This window comes from Anaerocolumna xylanovorans DSM 12503 (assembly GCF_900143645.1).
GTDB classification, from domain to species: Bacteria; Bacillota; Clostridia; order Lachnospirales; family Lachnospiraceae; genus Anaerocolumna; species Anaerocolumna xylanovorans.
This window is the reverse complement of record NZ_FRFD01000012.1, coordinates 148,171-174,064: the sequence shown is the minus strand read 5'-3', so window position 1 is coordinate 174,064 and position 25,894 is coordinate 148,171. Positions and strand designations below refer to the sequence as shown.

General features: G+C 41.8%; 21 protein-coding genes and 1 other annotated feature. Of the genes, 14 read left to right on the top strand and 7 right to left on the bottom strand.

Annotated features, from left to right (window positions below; all coding sequences use genetic code 11):
• Positions 1-44 precede the first annotated feature (44 nt).
• The 4 genes from BUF11_RS19755 (at position 45) to BUF11_RS19735 (ending at position 3,509) form a co-directional block, all read left to right on the top strand.
• Positions 45-572, top strand: a complete 528-nt coding sequence (locus BUF11_RS19755) for a spore maturation protein (protein ID WP_073590584.1) — start codon at positions 45-47, stop codon at positions 570-572.
• A gap of 287 nt (positions 573-859) precedes the next feature.
• Positions 860-1,864 carry an ABC transporter ATP-binding protein gene (locus BUF11_RS19745; protein WP_073590582.1) on the top strand — a complete coding sequence of 335 codons (1,005 nt, stop codon included), beginning with the start codon at positions 860-862 and terminating at the stop codon, positions 1,862-1,864.
• 13 nt (positions 1,865-1,877) lie between these two features.
• Positions 1,878-2,681: an ABC transporter permease gene (locus tag BUF11_RS19740; RefSeq protein WP_073590581.1), complete on the top strand. Its 804-nt coding sequence runs from the start codon at positions 1,878-1,880 to the stop codon at positions 2,679-2,681.
• Between the two features lie 51 nt (positions 2,682-2,732).
• Positions 2,733-3,509 (top strand): ABC transporter permease, encoded by a 777-nt coding sequence (locus BUF11_RS19735; protein ID WP_073590580.1) that lies wholly within the window; start codon positions 2,733-2,735, stop codon positions 3,507-3,509.
• 2 nt (positions 3,510-3,511) lie between these two features.
• Here BUF11_RS19735 and BUF11_RS19730 read toward each other — a convergent pair whose 3' ends face one another.
• Entirely contained in the window at positions 3,512-5,263 is a 1,752-nt protein-coding gene (locus BUF11_RS19730; RefSeq protein ID WP_073590579.1) for a DUF885 domain-containing protein, read from the bottom strand.
• 276 nt (positions 5,264-5,539) lie between these two features.
• Between BUF11_RS19730 and BUF11_RS19725 the strand changes: the two genes are divergently transcribed.
• From BUF11_RS19725 to metG, 4 genes are all read left to right on the top strand, one after another.
• The gene (locus BUF11_RS19725) at positions 5,540-7,990 is read left to right on the top strand and encodes a glycoside hydrolase family 38 N-terminal domain-containing protein (RefSeq protein WP_073590578.1); all 2,451 of its coding nucleotides are present in this window, start codon (positions 5,540-5,542) and stop codon (positions 7,988-7,990) included.
• The gene (locus BUF11_RS19720) at positions 7,962-8,777 is read left to right on the top strand and encodes a GntR family transcriptional regulator (RefSeq protein WP_084558779.1); all 816 of its coding nucleotides are present in this window, start codon (positions 7,962-7,964) and stop codon (positions 8,775-8,777) included. Before BUF11_RS19725 ends, BUF11_RS19720 begins: the two co-directional genes overlap by 29 nt.
• A 284-nt stretch (positions 8,778-9,061) precedes the next feature.
• Entirely contained in the window at positions 9,062-9,913 is an 852-nt protein-coding gene (locus tag BUF11_RS19715; protein ID WP_139243467.1) for a hypothetical protein, read from the top strand.
• A 200-nt stretch (positions 9,914-10,113) separates the two neighbouring features.
• Positions 10,114-10,386 (top strand) — a binding site (T-box leader).
• Positions 10,387-10,445: 59 nt separating this feature from the next.
• Positions 10,446-12,428 carry a methionine--tRNA ligase gene (metG, locus tag BUF11_RS19710; RefSeq protein ID WP_073590576.1) on the top strand — a complete coding sequence of 661 codons (1,983 nt, stop codon included), beginning with the start codon at positions 10,446-10,448 and terminating at the stop codon, positions 12,426-12,428.
• Positions 12,429-12,582: 154 nt separating this feature from the next.
• Here the strand turns inward: metG and BUF11_RS19705 are convergent, their stop codons facing one another.
• The gene (locus BUF11_RS19705; protein WP_073590575.1) at positions 12,583-14,607 is read right to left on the bottom strand and encodes a glutaminase family protein; all 2,025 of its coding nucleotides are present in this window, start codon (positions 14,605-14,607) and stop codon (positions 12,583-12,585) included.
• Positions 14,608-14,893: 286 nt separating this feature from the next.
• On the opposite strand from BUF11_RS19705, the gene BUF11_RS19700 reads away from it, so the two are divergent.
• Positions 14,894-15,820 carry an ArsR/SmtB family transcription factor gene (locus tag BUF11_RS19700; protein ID WP_242952424.1) on the top strand — a complete coding sequence of 309 codons (927 nt, stop codon included), beginning with the start codon at positions 14,894-14,896 and terminating at the stop codon, positions 15,818-15,820.
• A 175-nt stretch (positions 15,821-15,995) separates the two neighbouring features.
• Here BUF11_RS19700 and BUF11_RS19695 read toward each other — a convergent pair whose 3' ends face one another.
• From BUF11_RS19695 to BUF11_RS24840, 3 genes are read right to left on the bottom strand one after another with little or no spacing between them, the layout of a single operon-like run.
• Positions 15,996-16,601 carry a manganese catalase family protein gene (locus tag BUF11_RS19695; RefSeq protein ID WP_073590574.1) on the bottom strand — a complete coding sequence of 202 codons (606 nt, stop codon included), beginning with the start codon at positions 16,599-16,601 and terminating at the stop codon, positions 15,996-15,998.
• A gap of 1 nt (position 16,602) precedes the next feature.
• Positions 16,603-16,857, bottom strand: a complete 255-nt coding sequence (locus BUF11_RS19690; RefSeq protein WP_073590573.1) for a spore coat protein CotJB — start codon at positions 16,855-16,857, stop codon at positions 16,603-16,605.
• Positions 16,854-17,093, bottom strand: a complete 240-nt coding sequence (locus BUF11_RS24840; protein ID WP_073590572.1) for a spore coat associated protein CotJA — start codon at positions 17,091-17,093, stop codon at positions 16,854-16,856. The genes BUF11_RS19690 and BUF11_RS24840 overlap by 4 nt, the downstream gene beginning before the upstream one ends.
• Positions 17,094-17,496: 403 nt before the next feature.
• Between BUF11_RS24840 and BUF11_RS19680 the strand changes: the two genes are divergently transcribed.
• The 5 genes from BUF11_RS19680 (at position 17,497) to BUF11_RS19660 (ending at position 23,003) form a co-directional block, all read left to right on the top strand.
• On the top strand, positions 17,497-18,264 hold the full coding sequence (locus BUF11_RS19680) for a TatD family hydrolase (protein ID WP_073590622.1): 768 nt from the start codon (positions 17,497-17,499) through the stop codon (positions 18,262-18,264).
• Between the two features lie 78 nt (positions 18,265-18,342).
• Positions 18,343-19,236 (top strand): 16S rRNA (adenine(1518)-N(6)/adenine(1519)-N(6))-dimethyltransferase RsmA, encoded by an 894-nt coding sequence (gene rsmA, locus BUF11_RS19675; protein ID WP_073590571.1) that lies wholly within the window; start codon positions 18,343-18,345, stop codon positions 19,234-19,236.
• Positions 19,237-19,329: 93 nt separating this feature from the next.
• The gene (locus BUF11_RS19670; RefSeq protein WP_073590570.1) at positions 19,330-20,577 is read left to right on the top strand and encodes a 6-phosphofructokinase; all 1,248 of its coding nucleotides are present in this window, start codon (positions 19,330-19,332) and stop codon (positions 20,575-20,577) included.
• Between the two features lie 247 nt (positions 20,578-20,824).
• Entirely contained in the window at positions 20,825-22,501 is a 1,677-nt protein-coding gene (locus BUF11_RS19665; RefSeq protein WP_073590569.1) for a MutS-related protein, read from the top strand.
• Between the two features lie 100 nt (positions 22,502-22,601).
• The gene (locus BUF11_RS19660) at positions 22,602-23,003 is read left to right on the top strand and encodes a hypothetical protein (protein WP_073590568.1); all 402 of its coding nucleotides are present in this window, start codon (positions 22,602-22,604) and stop codon (positions 23,001-23,003) included.
• A 102-nt stretch (positions 23,004-23,105) separates the two neighbouring features.
• Here the strand turns inward: BUF11_RS19660 and nrdG are convergent, their stop codons facing one another.
• On the bottom strand, positions 23,106-23,597 hold the full coding sequence (nrdG, locus tag BUF11_RS19655; RefSeq protein ID WP_073590567.1) for an anaerobic ribonucleoside-triphosphate reductase activating protein: 492 nt from the start codon (positions 23,595-23,597) through the stop codon (positions 23,106-23,108).
• Positions 23,597-25,717 carry an anaerobic ribonucleoside-triphosphate reductase gene (gene nrdD, locus BUF11_RS19650; RefSeq protein ID WP_073590566.1) on the bottom strand — a complete coding sequence of 707 codons (2,121 nt, stop codon included), beginning with the start codon at positions 25,715-25,717 and terminating at the stop codon, positions 23,597-23,599. Before nrdD ends, nrdG begins: the two co-directional genes overlap by 1 nt.
• Positions 25,718-25,894: the final 177 nt, after the last annotated feature.

Below are 25,894 nucleotides of genomic sequence, written 5' to 3'. Positions count from 1 at the left end.
TATAATGGCAGAGGAACTGGTAAGACAGTCCTTGGAGGAACATATTGAAATTTATATTATATATTTCAGATTACTTAATGCCGTTTGTCATATTTTACATAGTTGGACTTGGATTGCTAATGAAAGCACCGGTTTTTCAGGAGTTTACAAAAGGAGCAGAAGATGGCTTTAAGGTAGTTTTAAATATTATGCCGACATTAGTTGGGCTTATGGTAGCAATCGGAATTATGAGGGCCTCGGGAGTCCTTGATTTACTGGCAGGAGCCATAAAACCGCTTACAAACCTGCTCCATTTTCCTTCGGAATTGGTACCCCTTGTTACGGTCAGGCTGTTTTCTGCTTCTGCTGCCACCAGCCTTGTGCTGGATATCTTCAAGCAGCATGGCCCCGATTCCTATCTCGGAAGACTTACTTCTGTCATAATGAGCTGCACCGAGACAATTTTTTATACCATGAGCGTATATTTTATGACAGCTAAAGTTAAAAAAACAAGATATACACTGGCAGGTGCACTCTTTGCAACCTTAGCCGGTATCGTTGCCAGTGTGGTATTGACAAAAATAGTATTCTAGAAAAGTGAAAATGGAACAGGAAAAGGAAGGATGACCGATTATCCTTCCTTTTTCTGCGATAAAAATGATTCAATTCATTGACACAAAATCCCATAAGGGTTATAATGAAATTCCTTTCGCAAAGTTCGTACTACCACCCCTTTCTGGCAAAATCCAGAAAGATAAGCTTGGAAAGATATGGAAGTTTGATTCGTTTATGGATATGCCCGGGAAGCAGCACCCACGCTTACGGATATGCCCTCTGATGATGAAAGATGTGAAATATTACTACCAGGAGGCAAATGAATATGATTGAGGTAACGAGGGTTACAAAGACCTTCAAGGTTGCAAGGCGCAGTGCAGGTCTAAAGGAGGCACTAAAGTCTTTCGTGCACCGGCAATACCAGGAGGTAAGAGCACTTAACGATATTTCCTTTACCATAGGAGATGGTGAGATGGTAGGGTATATCGGTCCCAACGGTGCCGGAAAGAGCAGCACCATTAAGATACTAAGCGGGATTTTGACACCCGATGGGGGAAACTGCCTGGTTAATGGCAAAGTACCCTGGAAAGAAAGAGTGGAGCATGTAAAGGACATCGGAGTAGTATTTGGGCAGCGTTCCCAGCTTTGGTGGGATGTTCCGATACTGGATTCCTATGAGCTGATACGGGATATCTACCGTGTAAAGGAAGCCGAGTATAGAAAAAACCTTTCGGAGTTGACAGAGCTTTTGGATTTGGGAGAGATCTTAAGGACTCCTGCCAGACAGCTTTCCTTAGGGCAGAGGATGCGGTGTGAGATTGGAGCTTCCCTTTTGCATAGCCCTAAAATCCTGTTCCTGGATGAGCCCACCATTGGTTTGGATGCGGTTTCAAAAATAGCGGTGAGGAATTTTATCCTGGAACGGAACAGACAGCATGGAACAACTGTTATATTAACTACTCACGACATGCAGGACATTGAAGCGCTTACCAAAAGGATTCTCCTTATCGGTAAGGGGAAGATACTTCTCGACGGAAATCTGGAGGAAGTAAAGGGGACATTCTCAAAGGTGAAGCAGCTTACGGTTCAGTACAGCGGCGCAGTACCTAAGATGGCGGAAGGCATGAGGCTTTCAGTAAAAGAACAGGAGGTCAGGGAGCAAAGCTTATCGGGCCAGGGAATCCTTACTATACAGGTGGATACCGATGTGCTTAAGGTATCAGAGGCAATCTCTTATCTGTCTTCCCAGACAGAGATAACAGATATCTCTGTAGCCGGAGCTTCCTTAGATGATGTTGTCGTAGGCTTGTATAAGCAATACGAAATATAGGAGGTGGCTTTTGATGAAAAAATACCTCTCTTTTTTTCGTATCAGATTTACCTATGGACTTACCTACCGGGCAGCGGCCCTGGCAGGAATTGTGACGCAGTTTGCCTGGGGAGCTTTAGAAATCCTGATGTTTAAGGCCTTTTATGATTATAACAGGGCTTCCTTTCCAATGGATTTTTCTGCCCTGACTTCTTACATCTGGCTGCAGCAGGCGCTTTTGGCCTTATACATGGTATGGTTTTTTGAGCTGGAACTTTTTGATTTGATTGTAAGCGGAAATGTAGCTTATGAATTATGCAGGCCCATATCCTTATATAACATGTGGTTTACAAGAAATATGGCTACCAGGCTGTCGAAGGCGGTACTTAGGGCTTTTCCCATACTGATCGTGGCAGTTCTTTTGCCTGAACCCTACGGCTTATCCCTTCCAAAGGATACAAAGGCAGCTTTTTGGTTTTTAATATCCTTAATGTTAGCCTTTCTTGTGGTGATAGCTTTTTGCATGATTGTTTATATTATCTGTTTTTATACCATTTCTTCCCTTGGTGTACGGCTTCTGACATCGGCGATATCGGAGCTTTTAACAGGCGCAGTAATACCTCTGCCCTTTTTTCCGGAAAAGCTTGGGAAAGTGGTTTCTTACCTTCCTTTTGCTTCCATGCAGAATCTCCCTCTTCGAATTTATGGCGGAGATATTTTGGGTTCAGAGATTTATAAAGGCATTTTGTTACAGGTATTCTGGTGTGCTGCATTGGTCTTAACCGGTAAATGGATGTTAAGCCATGCTTTGCATAAGGTCACTGTTCAGGGAGGTTAAGTGTAATTATGAGGCAGATGGAAACAATGTGTTTTTAAGAAAGGAGCGCCTATGAGATTGTATTTAAAGTACTTTACCATACAGTTAAAAAGTGCCATGGAATATAAAACCTCCTTTATCCTGACCACCATAGGACAGTTTCTGGTATCCTTTAACGGATTCTTAGGAATTCTTTTTATGTTTCAAAGGTTTCACGAGATAAAGGGTTTTCGATTCAGCGAGATTTTATTATGCTTTTCCATTGTACTGATGCAGTTTTCACTGGCAGAATGCTTTGCCAGGGGATTTGACGGATTTGCCTCTCTTCTTTCAAATGGCAGTTTTGACAGGATTATGGTAAGGCCCAGGAATGTAATACTGCAGGTTCTGGGTACAAGGATAGAGCTTACCAGGCTGGGGCGTATGGTACAGGCCATTTTTATGTTTGTGTATGGCATAGCAAAATCACAAGTATCCTGGAATGTGCCCAGGATACTTGCAGTTATCTTTATGATACTTGGAGGTACGGCAGTATTTTTTGGTTTGTTTTTAATCTATGCAGCCCTTTGCTTTTTTACCCTGGAAGGGCTGGAATTTATGAATGTGCTTACAGACGGGGCCAGAGAATTCGGCAAGTATCCTATTAGTATTTATGGGAATAAGGTACTGCTATTTTGCACTTTTTTGGTACCCTATGCATTAATACAGTACTATCCGCTGTTATATATACTGGGAAAGAGTGATAAGAGCTTTTATTTGGTCCTTCCGCTTATTGCCTGTTTATTTCTGATTCCCTGCTTCCATCTATGGAAGTTTGGCATAAGACACTATAAATCAACAGGGTCGTAAGGTTATTTCTGCGTCTTTAGCCAGCTCTTCATATGACCTTCGATAATCTCAAAGGGAGCAGGGCCGGTGTCCAGTAAGAATTTGTGGAAATTTTTCAGGTTAAAGTCATATCCCAAATACTTTTCGGCCTTGTTCCGTAAATTCGTAAATTCCAGATAGCCGATGCCGTACTCCGGATAAAGAGCCGGTTCTTCCACCATGGTTGAGAATAAGACCCTGGCTGTAGATTTATCTGTGATACCAAACTGTTTCAGATAGGAAGCAGTCTGTGCTAAAGTCCAGCCTTCATAGTTGATGCCCAGATCCAGACGGCAGTACAGAGCCATATTGGCTGCCATGCTGTGATCAAGAAAGGAGGCTTCTGCTTCCGAAAAACCAGCCATATGGTAGGAGTAGAATTCCACATAAGTAGCCCAGCCTTCGGCATAACCGCTAAAGTTTAAAAGGTTTCTTATGGGTGCCGGATTCGTACTCCGAAAGTATACCGACTGGTAGAGGTGGCCCGGATAACCTTCATGGGCCAGGGTATTAAATATCGGCTGTTTGTCATAGTCAGAATTTTGATTAATATAGATAACATTATTTTTAAAGTTATCTATAGCAGGTACTAAATACATGGCAGGACTTAAATAATCCTGAAGGGATTTATGTACATACTTTACAGTAAAATCCACGTTTGGGCAGGGAGGAAAATCTTCCTTTATGGCACCTCTTAAATACTCCAGGATTTCCTTTGGTTTAGAGAGGGGATAGGAAACATTTGCAGCTTCCTGATAGATATTGGAATCCTTTGTTACCAGTGCATTTAAGGCCTTCAGATTATTGCTTATGGAGTCATTAAGCATAGTAATAAGCTCTTCCGGGGAGCGGCTGGTGCCGGTATTGGAGGCTAAGAGATAGCTGTAGTATTCCTTACCCTTAGGGAAGCCTGCAAGCCCGCCGTCATTTGTTCCTGTTCCCTTAAGACTTTTTAGGGTATCGATCAAGAGCTGGTAGGCAGGTATCACACTATTTAAAACAGCATCTTTGTTGGCCTTTTTATAAGCCTTGATTTCCTTTTTTGAAAGCCCCTTATAGGAAGATACCCTGTCGTTAAATACTTCGATGAGATAATTGTTATCTTTATCGGATATAAAGGATTCGCATTGGGCTAAAATACTGTCCACAACGGTATCATTCATAAAAAGTCCTGCTTTGGACTTTTGTTTTTCATATTCACAGATTTCTTTGAAATAATCGTAAGTGTTAGGAAGAAGCTTCACGTAGGTATCAATATCTTCCTTGGTATAAAAATTGTACTCCGCAAGCAGCACGGGAAGTTGTGCCTGAAGACCGGTGGTGGGCCCCAGAACTTCACTGTACAAAGGGAAATTACCGCTTTTTAGCTCAAGGTTCCAAGTGTTTTTTAATATGTCATAAGTCAGCTTTTGGTTGTCACTTAAGCCGCTGTAAGAAAAATCCTTTAAGGCAGCAAGATAATTTTCTGTTGCCAGGAGGGATTTTTTCATTTCGCCTAAGGAATAATGTCCGAAGGTAACAGGGGGATTTGTAATACCGTAATTCCTGGGATTAGCCAGAGAAAAGTTAAGAGTCAGAGTGTCCCGGGTCACCTCATTTTTAAAGACCTCGTTGGTAAAGCTGTCAAAATCCTTCTGCGTAGATTCCGTATTTACTTTCTTCTCGCAGCCTGCTGCCGACAATATAATCAGAAGCAGGGAAAAGAAAACCAAAAATAGTTTTCTGCATTTTTTCATAAATTCATACCTTCCTTTGAGCAAATAGGAACCGTTAGCGATACCTATATGAAACATATAGGTTTTCTAACAGTTTGTCAAGCATAAAGGGCACATTTTAATGCCTCTTTTAGTATAACTTATGATAATAAAATGAAAACCATTCATGAAATAAAAGGGTATAAATCTTGTTGACAGAGAGGCTGACGGGTGTTACGATGTAAAAACAAAGGTTATAACGTTATAACAATATAATGAATGAGTTAAAAGAAGCAGAAATAGAAAGGAATAGTAACTATGAAAAATTGGACAATATATTTAATCCACCATTCCCATACGGATATCGGGTACACCGAACGGCAGGAAAAGCTGATGAACTATCACAGAGACTTTATTCTGCAGGTCATAAAAATTCTGGATGACCTTCATTCCGGTAAACTGCCTGGCTGTGAAGGCTTCAAATGGCAGTGCGAGAATCAGTGGCAGATAGAGAATTTCTATGCCAATGCAACGAAAGAGCAGACAAAGAAATTTGAATATTATGTTAAGACCGGTGAGATTGGACTTTCCGGAAATTATCTGAATATGACAGAGTTAGTTGACAGAGAGGTTTTGTTTTCAAGAACAGGAAAAGCAAAGAGTTATGGAGAACGCATCGGGGTACCGGTTAAGAGCGGAATGTCTGCCGATATTAACGGCTATGCATGGGGATATCCCGATATTCTTAGTGAATGTGGAGTGGAAAACCTTTTGTGTGCGCTTCATCCCCATCATGGTATGTTCCCTCTGTACCGGAAGCAGCAGCCCTTTTATTGGCAGGGACCGAAGAAGAACAAGATTCTGGTCTGGGGAGGCGAGCACTACCATATGGGAAATGAGATGTTCTTATGCCCTCATGGAGGTTCCTCTTACATGCTGTTTGACGATATCCGGGAAGAACTGGCAGGGGGAATTCATACCTTAAGGGAAGAGGAGACAGAAGAAAAAGAGCTTGCGATAGCCCAGACAAGAATTTTAAGATATAGTGCCAACCTGGAACAGGAGGGCTACGCTTATGATTTCTTCCCGCTGATGGTTTCCGGGGCAATCACGGATAATGCCCCGCCTAATGCCTATGTGGCAAAGAGAGTGAATGACCTTAATAAACTGTTTGAAGGTAAGATTACGATTAAAATGGTTACGCTGGATGAATTCTTTGAGAAAGTCAGAAGCAGCAAAGAAATAATTCCTGCCTATGAGGGGGATTTCACGGACTGGTGGGCAGACGGGGTCGGCTCTACTGCCAACACTGTAAAAATATGCAGGGAAGCCCAGAGAAAATATGACCTGTGTAAAAAGCTCGATCCGGAAAATAAGCTGGGGGATGCAAAACTTCTGGAAAATGCAGCTGAAAATATCATGCTTTATGCAGAGCATACCTGGGGCTATTCTTCTTCTGTTTCAGAGCCCTGGGATTCGCTGGTTGCCTGCCTGGAAAAGAAAAAGGATGCCTATGCCATCAATGCTAATACCGATGTTTCAAGAAATCTTGACTTAATCCTTTCCGGATTAGGCGAGGTCTCCATCGATGCTGACAAGCAGCAGAGGTATAAGGCAATAAATCCCCACCCTTTCCGGTACCGGGGAACTGTAAAGCTCTATATTGAGTATTGGGAATACCTTGAGGGCAATACCTTAAATACCAGGGCTGTACCGGAAGCTTATGATGAAAAGACAGGAGAAAAACTGATATGCCAGGGGCATAGAACAGCCAGAGCCTATGAGGTGGAGGTCATGGTGGATTTAGCTCCAAAAGAAGAGAAGATAATCAAATTAAAGCAGAACTTTGAAAATACGGGTACCATCAAAAACCATGCCCATATCGGATCAGAAGGAATCGGGGACCTTGAAACCGGAAAGGAATATTTAGAGACTCCATTTTTGATTGAGACAGATTACTTTAAGGTAGAGTTTTCAAAAGAGAAGGGTATTGCCTCTATTCTCAATAAGGAGACCGGTCAATTCATCACAGATAATACACTGGCAGAAGGCGCCTTTTCCGGTATTTATGAACTTACTCCCATTAAGGATAACAATCCCTGCGAGGTAAGAAGGCAGATGGGAAGGAACCGCTGCAGTATCGCTACTCAAAGAAGCGTTGCAAAGCTTACTGATATTGTGATTATAGAGAGCGGGGAGGTATTTGTTACAGCAAGACTTTCCTATGAGCTTCCCGGCATCAGGTATTACAGCGTACTTTTAAAAATCTATAAAGGGTTTCCCATGTTGGAAGCCAGAGTCTGCCTGCACAAGGACAGTGTTTGGGATCCGGAAAACCTGTATGTGGCCCTGCCCTTTATCACTGACCAAAGTGCAGAAACCTATGTAGATAAGACTGGCTGTATCCTGCGTCCCGGTATCGACCAGCTCCCTGGTACCTGCCAAAACTTTTACCTGATTCAGAATGGCCTTGTGCGGACAGGAAGGGATACGGATGTTATTATAAGCACAAAGGATGCACCCCTGATTTCTTTCGGAAAAAGGGAAGCAGCTCCGATTCGCTTGTGTGATGGAAAAAACACGGAACTTAATAGGTCCACTCCCTACTCCTGGATTATGAATAACTTTTGGGAGACGAATTTTAAGGCGGATCTTGGCGGGTTCTATGAATTTACCTATACGGTAATCACAGGTAAGCAGGAGTCACCCAGGCAGGCCATGGAATACTGTAAGGCAGTCAATGAAGGTATTCTGGGATTTTATATTTAAGGAAATCGATGGTTATGATGGGATTGGCAGAGTTTACGGACCAATGGAAGATATGGAGGGAAAAGCAATGACACTGGATAGGGGTAAAGCCGCAGTAGCTTTATATCTGCAAATGTCTAAACAGATTGCCGAGGCAATCGAAAAGGGAGATTATGCACCGGGACAGATTATCCCGAGTGAAAAGCAATTTCAGGAGCAATTTGGTGTGAGCAGGATGACAGTCCGGCTTGCAATCGGAGAGCTGGTAAACAAAGGATATGTGGAACGCATGAGAGGGATAGGAACGGTTGTCACCTATGGAAAGATCGAGGAAAATCTCAAGCGGGTTATCAGCTTTTCGGAGGAAATGCAGCTTCATGGAATTACTATGCAGACAAGCTGTTGTGAGATTAAAGTGGTTGCCGCCAGTGAAAAGGTAGCCGGCAGCCTCAATGTAAAAGTCAGTTCCACGGTATATGAGCTGACCCGTGTCAGATGCGTCAATAACCGGCCGCTGGTATACTCCATAACTTATCTTAAAATACCGAACCTGCCATTAGATGCAGGCTTATACAGTGATTCTTTGTATAAATTTCTAAGTGATAAATACAATATAAATATTGCAAGGGCGGGAGATCAACTGGAAGCAACACTGGCAGAAGGCTCAGTTGCAAAATATCTGGAGGTTGCTTTGGGATTCCCGGCCTTTAAAAGGACAAGAATATCATATGACCAGCATGATAATGAGGTTGAATATTCCGTTTGCTATTATCCCGGGGATAAATACAGGTATTCTGTTAATCTTTAACTATGACTTAAAGCCTTTCTTTTTTCAGAACACCAAAGGCTCTTTCCAACTGTATCAGCCGGCTGACCCACAAATCAGAAGAAAACAATATGGAATTTATTACATTAACAATAATATGGAACCTCTAAATAAATACTCTCGTCTAATCAGTGTAAAGGCTAAAGAAAGGAGATACTTAAATAATTTTTTCGGTACAAATGAGATTACCAGATAAAACAAAGTTAAAAACATATCCGGATAGAAGTTACTATAAAACTTGCACTGAGAAAAACGAGGTATTATTTATGATAAAAACAAAGTTTCTGAAAGCGATTATGTTAGGTTTATGTGTATCCACCTTTTACACCGGAGTGGCATTTGCAGATACAATTGATAGTAAATCGGCAGAAGTAACCACACAGGATACAGGGGCAGAAAGTGATTTATTAAAATTGCAAAGTGAAATTGACCAGTATGTGTTTGCTGATCATTTTAATGAGATTGAAAAGAAGGGCTTTACCGTAACCCAAACCAGCCAGGCTGATAATTATGTTGAAATTGGTATTACTCCATTCAGTGATGATAATGCAAATTATTTGTATGATATATTTGGTAAGGACAAAGTTAAGGTTGTGAAAGGAGAGGAAGCGGTATTATATAAAACCAATGAGGCGGTAGCTCCGGACACAGCAGTATCTTCCGAAATGATTGATAATGACCTTGTAACCAGACAGGATGAAGTAAATAAAGCACTGTTTGAGGATAAGGCATCTAAGTTGGAAGCCAAGGGTATCTCTATTATGTATACGACTCCCCTTGACGGTTATATTGAAGTTGGTATTCGTCCGTATAATGAAGACAATGCTAAGTTCATTTATGATTTAACAGGGGAAGATAAAGTAAAAGTCGTTGAGGGTAAAGAACCTGAATTAATGGCAACTACCGGTCTTGCAACAGATGATGTAATGACCGACACAGCAGTAAATGACGGGAAGGAAATAGCGCAGGAAGATAGTGTTAAGGCTGTCAGTGCAGTGGATAAGGCTCCGGCAGCAAAGAAAGCCAATAATATCTTACCAATAGCAGGTATCGTCGGAGTTGCTGTATTGCTTGGCGGTGCGGTAGTCCTTTCACAGAAAAAGAAAATTACAAGGTAGTATAAGATAAATATGACTGTTGCAAAATTCTTAATTATTGAAGCTGTGCTTAGAATTTTGCAGCAGTTTTTTTGTGAAATCCTTATGGATTTTCTGCAAGGCACTGGAAAATCAGAGTTGACAAAAATTGAGCCGGGTGTTATGCTAAAATTCAATTGATGTATGATGTCGATTAAAGTTGACAATACTATATATAATAATCAAAGGCTGTGAAAAGAAGAGTAGATTTATTTTTACGTGGACAGAGAGCCCTTTTATTGCTGAAAGAGGGTCACGGAAAATTATCGAAGATGGTCTTGGAGCTTCGCACCGAATGGGAGACCTTTAGGCTGCGACGGGAACACCCGTTATCATGATAACCTGTAATAAGTCCAATATAGACGGTCTGAAAGGGCAAGTTGGATCAGCAGGAAAGAGGGCCCTATCAGGGCTGAATTAAAGTGGTACCGCGGGAATATGTTCTCGTCTTTAAATAAGACGGGGGCTTTTTTTATATGATAGGAAATTCTAATTGTAACGGGAGGCATTATTTATGTGTAATTGTAAAAAACCTTATTATATCACAACTGCCATTGCTTATACCTCAGGGAAGCCTCATATCGGCAATACCTATGAGATTGTACTGGCAGACAGTATTGCAAGATTTAAAAGGCAGCAGGGATTTGACGTGTTTTTTCAGACAGGAACCGATGAACATGGACAGAAGATTGAGAATAAGGCAGAGGCTGCAGGGATTACCCCGAAAGAATTTGTAGACGGAGTTGCCGGACAGATTAAAGATATATGGGACCTGATGAATACCTCCTATGATAAATTTATCCGTACGACAGATACTTACCATGAGGAACAGGTTCAGAAAATCTTTCAGAAGCTTTATGAGAAGGGAGATATCTATAAGGGATATTATGAGGGACTTTATTGTACTCCCTGCGAATCTTTCTTTACCCCGTCCCAGGTGGTAGACGGCAAATGTCCCGACTGCGGAGCAGAGGTACAGCCTGCTAAGGAGGAGGCTTACTTCTTAAAGTTAAGCAATTATACCGACAGGCTTATTGATCATATTAAGACGCATCCTGAATTTATCCAGCCGGAGAGCAGAAAGAACGAGATGATGAATAATTTCCTTCTGCCCGGACTCCAGGATCTTTGCGTATCCAGAACTTCCTTTAAATGGGGAATACCCGTAAGCTTTGATAAAAGCCACGTGGTTTATGTATGGCTGGATGCATTAAGCAACTATATTACCGGTTTGGGCTTTGATGCCGACGGCAATCATGGCGAGCTGTATAAAAAGTACTGGCCGGCAGACCTTCACCTGATTGGAAAGGATATCTTAAGATTCCATACCATTTACTGGCCCATTATGCTAATGGCACTTGATGTGCCGCTTCCGAAGCAGGTATTTGGTCATCCCTGGTTATTGCAGGGAGAGGGCAAGATGAGTAAGTCCAAGGGAAATGTGCTTTATGCGGATGAGTTGGTGTCCTATTTTGGCGTGGATGCAGTCAGATACTTTGTACTTCATGAGATGCCCTTTGACAATGACGGAGTAATAACATGGGAACTAATGGTTGAGAGAATGAATTCTGATCTTGCCAACACCCTTGGAAATCTGGTAAACAGAACGATTTCCATGTCCAATAAATATTTTGACGGTACCGTTCGAAATGCAGGTGTTAAAGAGCCGGTAGACGAGGAATTAAAGGAACTGGCTGTTAGGACCGGTGATAAGGTAGTGGCAAAGATGGAGCAGTTAAGAGTGGCAGATGCTCTTACGGAAATCTTTACCCTGTTTAAGAGATGCAATAAATACATTGATGAGACAATGCCCTGGGCCCTGGCAAAGGAAGAGGATAAGAAGGAAAGGCTTGAGACCGTCCTTTATAACCTGGTAGAAAGTATTACAATCGGTGCCAGCCTGTTAAAAGCTTTTATGCCTGAAACCGCCGATAAGATTCTTAGCCAGTTAAATGCAGGCTTAAGAAATATAGATAATCTTAAGGAGTTCGGTTTGTATCCTGACGGAAATCAGGTTACAAAGACACCGGAGATCTTATTTGCAAGACTTGACATCAAAGAAGTCCTTGAGAAAGTGGAAGCGCAGAAAGCCGCCGAAGTGAAAGAGGAAGATGGCGGAGAGCAGGCAGATGATAAAGGACAGGAAACAGTGATTGACCTTCCTGCCAAAGAAGAAATTACCTATGAGGATTTTGCTAAAATGCAGTTTCAGGTCGGTGAGATTATCGCCTGTGAGGAAGTTCCAAAGTCCAAGAAGCTCCTTTGCTCCCAGGTAAAGATCGGAAGCCAGGTAAAGCAGATTGTATCCGGTATTAAGGCATATTACACACCGGAGCAGATGGTAGGAAAGAAGGTCATGGTATTAGTTAATCTAAAGCCCGCGAAACTTGCCGGAATTCTATCAGAAGGAATGTTATTATGTGCAGAGGATGAGAATGGCGGCCTTGCACTCATGGTACCGGAAAAGGATATGACACCCGGAGCGGAAATCTGCTAAAAACCTTAGGCCTATATGAAAGACTGGAAAAGCTGTTACAGTGTGTTGCGGAAGTTACACATACTGTAGCAGCTTTTAAATTCATCCATTGACTTTCCAAAATATAACCCCTATAACAAAAATTAACCTGGAAGCGGTAGCATCTGCAATGAAATCATACTGTCTTATCGTGAAGGAGTTTGATGAATATGCCGCCAAGCACTGAACGGTTCTGAAATCCTATTTGGCGGCCGGTCACCGTATCATACCAGTCGGTAAAGGGAACGCGGCTGGTGGTTTCACAAAGGGAGCACCAAAGCGAATGAATAATTGTGTCAAATAGTTCTCTTGAATTGCACAGGGTAGCCACCCATACCATCCAGTCCGACTTTGTATAGGTATTCCGAGAGTCCAGCGGAAGTCCGTATTGGTTCATCTGTTTTAAGTAATAACCGGCTTCTTTTTGGATAATATCTTTTGGAAAGACATTTAACCCAAGCAATTCGTCCCATACCATATTGTATTTCATACTCCAGGTTCCTGTGGTGCCAAAAGCCAGCTTATAATGATCCTCTTCTGCACTCCGCTGTTTCCACTCCGCGGCCATTTCTTCGGACAGGTGCTTGTATTCGTCCGCCAGATCCAATTTTCCAAGCATTCTGCTCATCTTGGAGAAGGCAGCAAGAGCAACAATGGCCTTAATAGAAAGGTTTGCATTATGCGCAAGATGCCCGGCAAAGTCATCCGTGCATAGCTGGTTTTCAGGATCCAGCCCGTTTTCTTTGAGATAACCGGCCCACTTGCACAAAAGGTCCCAATTTTTAGAAGCAAAGTCTGCATTTTCATCCCGGATACTGACAGCGGCAGACATTATCAGCATATTGCCGCATTCTTCAACTGGCATCTGATATTTAAGAAGCAGCTTTCCATTTTCCAGACCGTATACCTGGCCGTTGGCTTTTGGATAACATCCTGCATCGTGAGGGGCAAATTCGTAAGGCCAGGCTTCCGATGCAGCGTATTTGAAAATCGGCCGCATCATACCCTTCACCAGTTCGGTATTGTACAGCAGAAATAACGGGATAGAAGGGTAACTGACATCTACGGTAGCCATACAGCCATTACTGAAATTTTCTTTGGAAAAGAATAAAATATTACCGTCCGGGTCTGCTGCAATCTTATGGGCTGCGATTGCCTGCCTGTAAGCCAACGACAGTAAATCATAATATTTTTCTCCGCCGGCTGCGAGAGCATCCGCTTTTAGTGTATTATTGAAATGGGAACACTTTTCCATAACATCCCGGTAACTTAAGATACTGCACTTTAGCATTTCGTCAAAAGAGGAGAAAGTACGTGTCCAGTATCCGGGAAGCTTCTGATTAAAATATTCTACGGAATAAATATCATCATAAGCCAGTACCAGACAGGCAGAGGCATATTTTTCCGGGGTGACCATCCCAAAATCGGCCACACTGGCCAGAACAGGCCATGCTTCCATTACGGGGGCAGCCTCCTCTGCAGGCAGGTCTTCTTCTGCAATGTTACCGGTAAGTATAAAAGTTTTCCTTAAACCAGAATCACCGGTACGAACCATCGAACCCGGGGTCTTTATAGCAGCCAGATTCACTGAACCCCAGTCTATACGCAAGTCATCTCCGGTACGGTTTAAGACATTCTGCTCTGCTGCCCTGGCGTATACACAAGCGATATCATCACTAAGACTTTTACGGCCTAATAATACCTCCTGCCTGGTGTTATTCACGCACCACTCAGCTGTTATATCGAAATAGATACTTACCCTATGATTTTTTCCGTCAATTGATGAGGCTTTGAAAGTGATATAAGATGCAGGTCTTGCCAGAAGGTCAAGATCCTCCATCAAAAGGGGCGTTGTAAAATCAACAGTCAGTTCGATACCTCCGTCTGAAAATGTGTATATGCTGGAAAGCGGCTTGATTTCCAGATTATTTTGCTTCATGTCAGGACAATCAGGATAATCGGATTGTCCCGCACTGGGAGGAAGCTTTCCGGCAAATAAGAATGGATTGCCGTCTACCAGGATAAGTCCGGTCATGGAGTTTTTTGCTCCTGTCCAGTGACGGGTATAGTCTCCGTTTAGCCGGTCGGTCATCGACCATACGTTAAAATAGGGGTCCACCGTAACCAATGGAATGGCAGGTGCTCTGAATTGAGTATTCATAATGTCCTCCTTTATGTAACTTGAAAGTTAATAATATAACTAAAATGTAACTTAATTATAAAAAGCACATTTTCAATTGTCAATAGGAACTTTCAATTTAACATGCATATATGCCTTATATGAAATAATCAGAGAGTGAATGGAAAATAAATATTCACAACAGGGCTTTTAGAAGATTTCTTGACTTGTTAACTATTTGGTTATACAATAAAATACAAAAATAAAAAGCATTTTTCACATGCAAATTCATGCCTGCGGGCCAAAGTTTGCAGGTAAAGGAAAGGGTATGGTTATTTTTATGAAAATAGATGTGAGCACAGACAATATCAAATTTTTTGAAGCGCTTTCTTCGGCAACCCGCATTCGTATTTTGGAGATGCTATCCTGCGGACCGATGAATGTGAAAGAGATAGCCGAAGCCCTGGAGATGTCCTCTGCTATAGTAACCAGGCACATTCAGCAATTGGAAGAGGCAGGAATTATTAAATGTGAGAACTCTTCCGGCATCCGAGGTATTCAAAAAATATGTAATCTTGATCTGGACCAGGCAGTGTTATTTTTTCGGCCGAGAGGAAAACAAAGCAGTACCATCAAGCATTCTATTCCTGTTGGACAGTATCACGCTTACAGCATTACCCCTACCTGCGGGCTGTCTTCAGATTCCAGGATAATCGGCCTGCTTGATGATCCCAGATATTTTGCGGATCCTGATCATACGAAGGCAAACATTTTGTGGTTTGGCAGCGGTTGGGTTGAATATCGTATTCCAAATTATCTGCTCGGAAACCAGGAGGCCCGGTACATAGAAATTTCCATGGAAATTTGTTCGGAAGCTCCGGGCTATAATGAAAACTGGCCATCTGACATCAGCTTTTTTATCAATGGGATTGAAGTTGGAATGTGGACTTCTCCCGGAGATTTTGGGGACAGTAAAGGCGTGTTCACACCTGATTGGTGGAACCACGGAACCCAGCATGGCTTATTGAAAACATTGCTGGTCAGTACGGAAGGAAGCTATATGGACGGTATAAGTATTTCAAACGTGACAATAGGTGAGCTTGGTATCAGCTATGGACAAGATATTGTGCTTAGGATTGCAAATACGGAGACAGCCAGAAATGTAGGGGGTATTACCATTTTCGGAAAAAATTTCGGAAATTACGATCAGGATATTAATGTTACAATTGATTACCGGAATAGAGTAAAAATATAAAATTCAAAGCTTTAAAAAATCATAACAAAGCAGAAAGCGACAAAAACTAATAAATTAAGGATATATCTGATTTAATGAGCTTTTAAATAAGCGGCTTTGAGATATATTATGCAGGATGACATATCAAAAGCCGCTTTTAGGGTAAATGGATCTTTTGAAAATGGGTATAGCTGGTTTATGACATAATTTTATCCAGTTCCGGATTCATTGCATAGAAATTCTTAGCATCCATATGCTCCTGAACTCGTACCAAAGCTTCACCGAAACGCTGGAAGTGGATAACTTCCCTCTCTCTTAGGAAACGGATAGGCTCTACGATTTCAGGATCTGTAACCAAACGGAGGATATTGTCATAGGTGGTCCTGGCCTTCTGTTCAGCTGCCAGATCTTCTGTCAGGTCTGTCAAAGCATCTCCTTTTGACTGGAAAAAGCAGGAGTTAAAAGGAATTCCGCCGGCAGCCTGGGGCCATAGACCGGTTGTATGGTCGATATAATAAGCATCAAAGCCACTGGTTTTTAAATCTTCCGCTGTCAGATTCTTTGTCAGCTGATATACAATAGCGCTGATAATCTCCATGTGTGCAAGTTCTTCTGTACCGATATCGGTCAGCAGGCCGGTTATTTCTTTGTAAGGCATGGAATAACGCTGGGACAGATAACGCATGGAAGCGGCTAATTCTCCATCAGGTCCTCCGAACTGGCTTATAATAAGCTGCGCCATTTTCGGATTTGGAGTCGAGATTTTTACTGGAAACTGTAATCTTCTTTCATAAGTCCACATCTTACATTGCTCCTTCCCATGGCCATGGGCAATGAACCCAGTACCACATCGTATTTTCTTTTACCCGGTACTGCTCAATGGGACCATAGGCAGTCTCGTATTCTGACAAAGCTTTTTCTCTTTCGCTCCTAAAATTTTCATAATAGGCAAGAGCTTCCTTGTCAAAAGGATGGGTATCCAGGAATAAACGCACCTCGTCCAGAGCAAAGCTGACTTCCTGAAGTTTTTTCATTGCTTCACATTTTCCTTCCGTCATAGCAAGGCACCTCCTGTTCCGTAAAAGGGCAAATCGAATTCCTGGAAAATAGTACCGGCCTGAAAGCCCTGTTCCGGTTCATACAAACCTTTAAAGCATTGCTTCTTAATTGTCACCATAGCAAGAGGCATCATAATGGGAGCATTTTCTTCCTGATTGTCACAGGGCAGTGTGGGAATACCCTCGTTAGGAGTATCTTTTGGCATAAACGTGTAATTAGCCTGTGTGATGTTCATAGTAGGTTCCTTTCTAAAAATAATAAAAATGCATATACTAATTCTTGCTTTTATTATTTTATAAGGCGTTGACAGATGCAATAAAAAAGAACAAAATGTTCTTCATTCATAGTGTCTCATCTCTAAAAGATAAGATTCAGGGAAATGGAGAGAAGAAAGGAAAAGACTAGTGAATATGGAAGAAATCATGGACAAACAGATAGGTAATCACGTATAATGTCTTAATGGAATTACGTCATTAACTTGTAAATATAAATTTTAAAATTTTTAACTGCGTATTCAGGAATATCAAATCAAAGAGTTGATATTCACAAAAGAGGTTAGTGTGAAAATTAAAAAAACAATTCTCACTTTTTATTTGGGCAGTTTCGCAAGTAAACTTGCGAAATGCATGGGGGTTATTATGATTTTTGAGACGCATGCGCATTATGATGATGAAGCATTTAATGAAGACAGAAGTGAATTAATAGAAAGCTTAAAGGACGCCGGAATCGGCTATGTAGTTAATATCGGAGCAAGTCTTGAAAGCTCCGGGGCTTCTCTTAAGCTGGCAGAAAAATACCCGTTTTTTTATGCAGCGGTAGGAGTGCATCCAAGCGAAACAGGAGAGCTGACAGAGGAGAATTTTGGCCGGTTAAGAGAAGCCTGCAAGAACCAGAAAGTGGTTGCCGTTGGAGAAATAGGACTTGATTATTACTGGGATACACCGGAGAGAGAAATCCAGAAAGAATGGTTCCTAAGACAGATGGAGCTTGCCAAAGAAGTTAAGCTTCCGGCGGTTATCCATAGCAGAGATGCGGCAGAGGACACCCTTAAGATGATACAAAGCAGCAACTTGAAATCCGTAGGCGGCATCATACATTGCTTTTCCTATGCGAAAGAAATGGCAAAGGCCTATATTGACATGGGCTTTTATCTGGGAATCGGAGGGGTGCTGACCTTTAAAAATGCGAAAAAGCTCAAGGAAGTGGTAGAATACGCACCCATAGAAAGTCTGGTGTTGGAAACAGACTCACCGTACCTGGCTCCGGAGCCGAACAGAGGAAAGAGAAATTCCTCGCTAAATCTAACCTATGTGGCACAAAAGATAGCCGAAATCAAGGGATTAGACTATGAAACAGTGATTGCTGTAACAGAGCAGAATGCAAGGAAGGTATACCGTTTAAACTGACTGAAAAATATGAATTAATAAAAGTTGCAAGAAGAAAGAGCAGATACTTTCTTTCGGCAGCACAGAAAGGACGTATGGATGGCAACTCTGGGAAATCCCAAGGAAACAATAGAGGTATTAAATAAATATCATTTTAATTTTCAGAAAAAGTACGGACAGAATTTTTTAATCGATACTCGCGTTCTGGATAAGATCGTAAAGGCAGCGGAGGTAACGAAGGACGACCTGGTAGTGGAAATCGGACCGGGAATCGGTACCCTTACCCAGTACCTCTGTGAAGCGGCACGAGAAGTGGTCGCAGTTGAAATTGACAAAAACCTGATACCGATATTAGAGGATACTCTTTCCGCCTATGATAATGTCACCATCTTAAATGAAGATATCTTAAAAGTGGATTTAAACAGGCTGGTACAGGAAAGAAATGCAGGAAAGCCCGTTAAGGTAGTGGCAAACCTTCCCTATTATATCACAACTCCTATTATTATGGGATTGTTCGAGGCCCATGTTCCGGTGGAGAATATAACCGTCATGGTACAAAAAGAGGTTGCCGACAGGATGCAGGCAGGTCCCGGAGGCAAGGATTACGGTGCCCTGTCCCTGGCCGTTCAGTACTATGCAAAACCCTATATTGCTGCTAATGTTCCTCCCAACTGCTTTATGCCAAGACCTAATGTGGGTTCGGCAGTAATCAGGCTTACGCTTCATGATGAAAAGCCGGTGGTCATTAAGGATGAGAACCTTTTGTTTAAACTAATCCGTGCTTCTTTTAATCAAAGGAGGAAGACCCTTGCCAACGGTCTTAATAACAATGAGGAAATCAAGCTTTCCAAAGAACTTATCACAGAGGCAATCACAGAGCTTAATCTGTCTCCAAGTATCAGGGGAGAGGCGCTTACCTTATCTGACTTTGCTGCCTTAAGTAATCTGATTTACGAAAAGCAGGAGTTAATGAATTATGTCGAAAAAATGTAGCTTTTATATTGACATATTCCTTGCAGAATGATATCTTTTACTGGCAAAGTCAGACGAGAACAGATAACCCCGTATTTAGAAGGAGACATTAGAATGTACTTAGGCAAGATAACAGGTAATATCATAGTAGGACAATCAGGAGGACCAACTGCGGCAATCAATTCCAGCCTTGCAGGTGTTTACAAGGCAGGAAAGGAACTGGGTGCAGAAAAGGTATTTGGAATGCTGCATGGAATCCAGGGACTTTTAGCAGGAAAGCTGATTGATTTGTCAGAAAAGATAACCTGTGATTTGGAACTGGAACTGCTAAAGAGAACACCTGCCGCATATCTTGGGTCCTGCCGGTATAAGCTCCCGGATTATAACAAGGATGCAAAGGATTACGAGAAGTTATTCCGGATATTAAAGGAACAGGATATATCGGCATTTTTCTATATCGGAGGCAATGACTCCATGGATTCTATACGAAAGCTTTCAGAATACGGCGAACTTATAAGCAGTCCTATTCGCTTTATTGGAATTCCAAAGACCATAGATAATGACCTTGAGATAACGGATCATACACCGGGTTATGGAAGTGCAGCCAAGTTTATAGCCGCGGCTACCAAGGAAATTATCAGAGACAGTCTGGTGTATAACCAGAAGAATCTGACGATTATAGAAATTATGGGAAGGCATGCAGGGTGGCTTACGGCTGCCGCGGCCCTTTCAAAGGGGCAGGATTGTGAAGGAGCAGACCGCATCTATCTTCCGGAGAAAGATTTTGATAAAGAGACTTTTTTAAAGGATATTAATTCCTTACAAAAAGAAAAGCAATCGCTGGTAATAGCAGTCTCTGAAGGAATCCACCTGGCAGACGGAAGATTCGTCTGTGAGCTTTCTGATAAGGAGTTTTATGTAGACGAATTCGGACATACCATGTTAACCGGTGCCGGTGCCTATTTATCAGCGCTGGTGAAGAAGGAGCTTGGCTGCAAGACAAGAGCCATTGAGCTTAATACCCTGCAAAGATGTGCCTCCCACATAGCGTCTCTTTCTGACATTGAAGAGGCCTTTGAAGTAGGAAGAAGGGGTGTTATGGCTGCGGCTGACGGAGTGACCGGTGAGATGGCAGTTATTAAGAGGGTATCCGATTCCCCTTACCATTGTACTTATGAGACACATAACATCAAACAGATAGCCAATATGGAGAAAAATGTTCCCCTAAGCTGGATTAACCAAGGGGATGACGGAATGAGTGAAGAGTTCATCCGGTATGCCAAACCGTTGATTATGGGAGAAGTAATGCCGATTATGGTAAACGGACTGCCCATGCATCTGGAATATGTAGGCGGAAGATAAAGGAAACCCATATAGTTGTATTAAAGGAGAGAAGGCATGTTGTATTCAGAAACGAAACTGAATGCAGGATGCCTTCTTTTTTATTAAACACCTAAAATAGTATTAATTATACATTTATTATGTTGGAATAAGAGAAAAAGTATTTGGCAGAGGAATCGAATATTGCTATTTTTCAGAATTTATTATATTATTCAGTAAAATATTTACTTGTGAAGACCTGGCAAAAAATCATGACTGGAGGCAGCAGATGCAATTAATCGGATTGGTTTTAGCGACACTTGTAATCTTAACGGCTTTAGATATAAGAAAAAATAGGTTACTAAAAGATGTTGTGATAAAAGATTTTGGAAAAGAAAAAGGAAATCTTCACTGTGAAGCTGAAATAGACAGCATAAGGTACTATTATAATTGCAAAAAATCCTGTACGGATGTGGACGATATCACATGGAATGATCTGGATATGAACCGGATATTTAATGAGATGAATACCTCCATTACCAATATAGGAACAGAGTATTTATATGCTTTGCTTCATAAGACAGAAAACAGAGAAGAAGTATTAAAAGAAAGAGATAGAATCACAAAAGCCATCGATGAAAAGGATGAGCTAAGAATACGGCTGCAAATGATTTTATGGAAGATCGGAAGAAGCTATAACCATTCCGTCTATGAAACCTTAGATAAATGCAGAGAAATAAGGATAGGCTCCATCTATCCTCATTTACTGGTGCTCTTTAGCTTTGTTTTATCATGCCTTTTGCTGTTTTACAATTTATGGGCCGGAGGTTTGGCTTTAACAGGCTGTATTATTCTGTCCAGGATATCTTACTATAAAACAATGAAAAGAATCCCGGATTTTCATCAGTGGTACTTAAAGTGCTTTGCAAAGATGCTAAAGGCCGCCGGTCATTTAGAAATGCAAAGGGATGAGGAGATGGAAAGCTACGCTGCCAAACTAAAAGATATCAGAAAATATTTTAAATGGATACAAATAAAATCGATTTTTTTAACAAATCATGGTACAGGAATTGTCACGGATGCGGCTGACCTGATATTAGACTATATCCGTATTCTGACCCATGCGGATATTATCATCCTGCATAGCCTGTCAAGAACCATAACTGCCCATTTTGATAAGGTAGAACAGCTGTATGAAATAATTGGCTTTCTGGATTCCATGATTTGTGTGGCTTCTTATAAAAGACAGCTGCCGTATTTTTCAAGCCCGGATTTCTGTAAGGAGGATAAGAAGATACTGGAGGCAGAGGGGTTGTATCATCCACTGATTGAACAGCCGGTAACGAATTCCATCAGAGAAGATAAGAGCATTATCCTGACCGGTTCCAATGCTTCCGGCAAGTCCACATTTTTAAAGACGGTAGCAATAAATGCCATATTATCTCAGACGATATTTATTTCAACCGCCAGATATTATCACGCAAACTACTTTCAAGTGTTTACATCCATGGCATTAACGGATAACCTTGTGAATCAGGAAAGTTATTTTATAGTTGAAATTAAATCAATAAAGCGCATCCTGGAAAGGGGGGACAGGCAAAGGCCTGTATTATGCTGTATTGATGAAGTGCTCCGCGGTACCAATACCCTGGAGAGGATTGCAGCATCTTCGGAAATATTAACCGAGCTTGGCAGTGATAATGCAATATGCATAGCTGCGACACATGATATTGAGCTGGCTTCTATATTGGAAGGACTATATTCCAATTATCATTTCAGAGAAAAAGTTACAGAGGATGAAATTACCTTTGATTATCAGCTTCATAAAGGAATATCAACCACCAGAAATGCAATTAAACTTCTAAAAATGATGGGATATGCAGACAACATTATCGAACGGGCAAATAAAAGATTGGATGATTACATAAAAAGCGGTTCCTGGAGTCATTCGCATAAGTGGCTTTGACCCACTGTGCATCCGAACAATGAAGGCTGGTTTCGAAAAACGACAATTTTACAGATAAAAGGAAACAACATAAATTCAGCTTGATAACAGGAAAAAGGAGGTGAAAAAGATTATTCATTATAACTGGAAGTATGTAATGATGAAACTGGTTCGTACCTGCAGAAAGAAACATTTAGAATACCGGGGACCGTATCAGCTGAAGATTTTGCAGAAAGCAATGCCTACGGCTGATTCCGAATATGAACCGGTTCCCATGTTTTATGTGGAAACGGAAGATCATCAATACCACGGGATGCTGGCAGTTAATTTAATTGAGTATAGGAAAGGTAGGGTGGGACAGTATTATAGAATGGGCGGTGTGATATTATACACCAGAAAAGAAGGCTGCTACTACATATCAAAATATGATAATCCCAAGACTGCAATTCGGAAAATGGTCTGGGGGACCAGAATACAGCTTATTGTGGCTGCAGCTATTTTGTTTGTTATTTTATTACTGTAGAGTATTGGAACAGAGAGCTTTTTCTACAGTTTCCCCCTTTATTGCTGTATATCCAAATAATAACAAATAAAGGGGAGCCTGTAAATGATTTTTGCTGCTATCTTACTGAATGATAGAAACGATTGCGTTCCTTATCAGTGATTCCTTTACATTAATAACTTTCTGGTTGCTGCTGCCCCTCCAGTAAAGCTTCGTGTCCTTAAGAGCCTCTATAAATCTTCCGTCCACAAGAACATCCAGCTTCTCAACAAGGGGGAGGTATTTTACTTCCTCCCAGGAAAAGCCCGTATACAGCCAGATATTCTTATCCGGGAATTTAATTCTTATTTCAGTTATCAAGTCCTCTACATCCTTTCGGTTTACAGGATGCAAAGGGTCTCCGCCGGAAAAGGTGATGCCTTCTATGTAAGGCTTTCTCAGCTCTTCAAAGATTTCTTCTTTGGCAGCCTCATCAAAGGGCAAACCTCCGTTTATATTCCAGGTTACAGGGTTGTGGCAGCCCTTGCAGCCATGATTACAGCCGGCTACCCATAATACCACCCGAAGGCCGGTACCGTTAAGCATATCGTCTTTGGTTATATTGTGATAGCGCATTACATACTTTTCCTTTCCTTGATTTCTGCCATTTTTGCCGCATTCAGACGGGTATCTCCCTTTACTCTTGAATAGGAAAGGTATCCGTTCATACGGTCAATTTTTGTAAGGTTGGAGCTGCCGCATTTCGGGCAAATATCCATTTCAAGCTCCTGATGCCCGCAGTCATCACAGTAAGCTAAGGAAAGATTGACACCTTCATAAAAGCCCATCTCCATGGCCCGTCTTAGCAAAGCCTTTATAGCGTTGATATTGTAATCAATAGGATACTTTACATACTGAATTTTTCCGCCGTTTGACAGGTTCCAGAAGCGGTATTCCAAATCCTGCTTCTTTGTCGGTGTAATTTCTTCTGTTACGTGGCAGTGGAAGCTGTTGCTTACATACTCCCTGTCGGACACATTCTCAATAATCCCGTATTTCTTACGGAACTGCTGCACCTGAAGTCCGCACAGGCTCTCTGCAGGTGTGCCGTAGATGGCGTACAGGCGGTGGTCTTCTTCTTTGAATTTATTAATCTTTTCATTGATATGAGCTAATGCTTCAATGGCAAAGGCACCGTCCTCTGCCAGGGACTTTTTATTGTAAAGCTGCTGCAATTCGTTCAGGGCAGTAATACCAAAGGAGGCAGTTGCAGATTCCAGTAATGGCTTAATCTTATCATGAATTCCTAAATGCCCGCCGTAGAAGCCTCCTTCGCAATAGGCAAGGGGATTGGTAGAAGCACGAAGCTCGCTTAAATAATCATAGGTGCGAAGGTGAAGCTTACGGATTAGGTTAAGGTAATAGTCTAACACCTCATAAAAATCCTTTCCTTCCTGTCTGGCTTTTGCAAGGATCATAGGAAGGTGAAGGCTTACGGCGCCAATATTAAAGCGTCCGGTAAAGATAGGGGTATCCTCTTCATTTGCCGGATACATACCTCCCTCCTTATACCAGGGGGAAAGGAAAGCCCTGCAGCCCATAGGGCTTATAATTTGCCCGTATTTCTTGTAGATGCTGGGGACATAACCTTCTCCGGTAAGGCTTAACCAATCGGGATACATGGTCTTACTGGAGCAGCGGATTCCGGCTTCAAATACTTCTTCCAGCTCGCAGCCCTCTCCGTGAAGGTTTTTATCATAAAGAAATACAATCTTGGGAAAGAGTACCGGCTTCTTGCATTCCTTCTTACCCTGTCCTTTTCTTCGGACATCAAGGAGCGCAATGGAAGCCATCTTGGCAAAACGGCCCTTTCCGGTTCCGGCAGTAACGGTGATGAAGGGATAATCCCCGCGGCTGGAAGCAACGGTATTAAATTTGTATTCCCAGCCCTGAAAACCCTGCTCAAAGTCTATCTTTACATCTTTAAGAGCTTCTTCTTCCGCTTTTTCGGAAGAAATTCCAAGAGAGAGGTATTTATCATATAAGAGCTTATAGGATTTCTCTGCATAAGGCTCTAACAGCAAATCCACGCTGGGAACGGTAAAGCCGCCGTACTGCTGGCTGGCGGCACTAAGTACAATATCACCGATTACATCAAAGGCCACATTTAAAGTCTTAGGCTCATTATACCAGAGGTTTCCCATCTCAAAACCGCCTTTTAGTACGCTCTTTACATCAAAGAGGCAGCAGTTCATGGTGTCTCTTCTGGCAGACATGTCGTGGATATAGATATAACCGTCTCTGGCGGCCTGTAATTCCTCGGTGGTAAGGAAAAATTTCTGGTAAAGCTCTTTATTTAACTGGTTAAAGATAAGGCTTCTTTTGGTGGATACCAGGGCGCTGTCGGTGTTGCTGTTCTCTTTATCACCGATATACATGATGGACTGGCTCTTCTTATATACCTCATCTAACATATGTACAAAATCCTGCTTGTAATTGCGGTAATCGCGGTAGCTCTTTGCGACAAGGGGATTGGTTTTCTCTAAGGCGCCTTCTACAATATTGTGCATCTCCCGGATATAGATTTCCTCCCTGTTCATGGAAAGAACCTTTTCTTCCACAAACGTACAGATAAAATCGTGCTCCTCATCTGTAAATTGAATCAGAGCGCGCTGTGCGGACTTGTCGACTGCCTGCAGCACCTTTTGTACGTTAAATTCTTCTTTGGTATTATCCTTTTTCACTATTCTTATCATCTGACACTAATCCTCCATGCATATTGCAAGTCTGCTTACTTGAAAAATGTATTTTCTTTGCTATGTATTTACTTAGGGGCTAACCTATATCATGTAGCATTATAACACATCCACACAAGATATTGTAGATAGAAAATAAAAAAATTCGAAAATTTTTTCAAGCGGTAATTCAAAAAG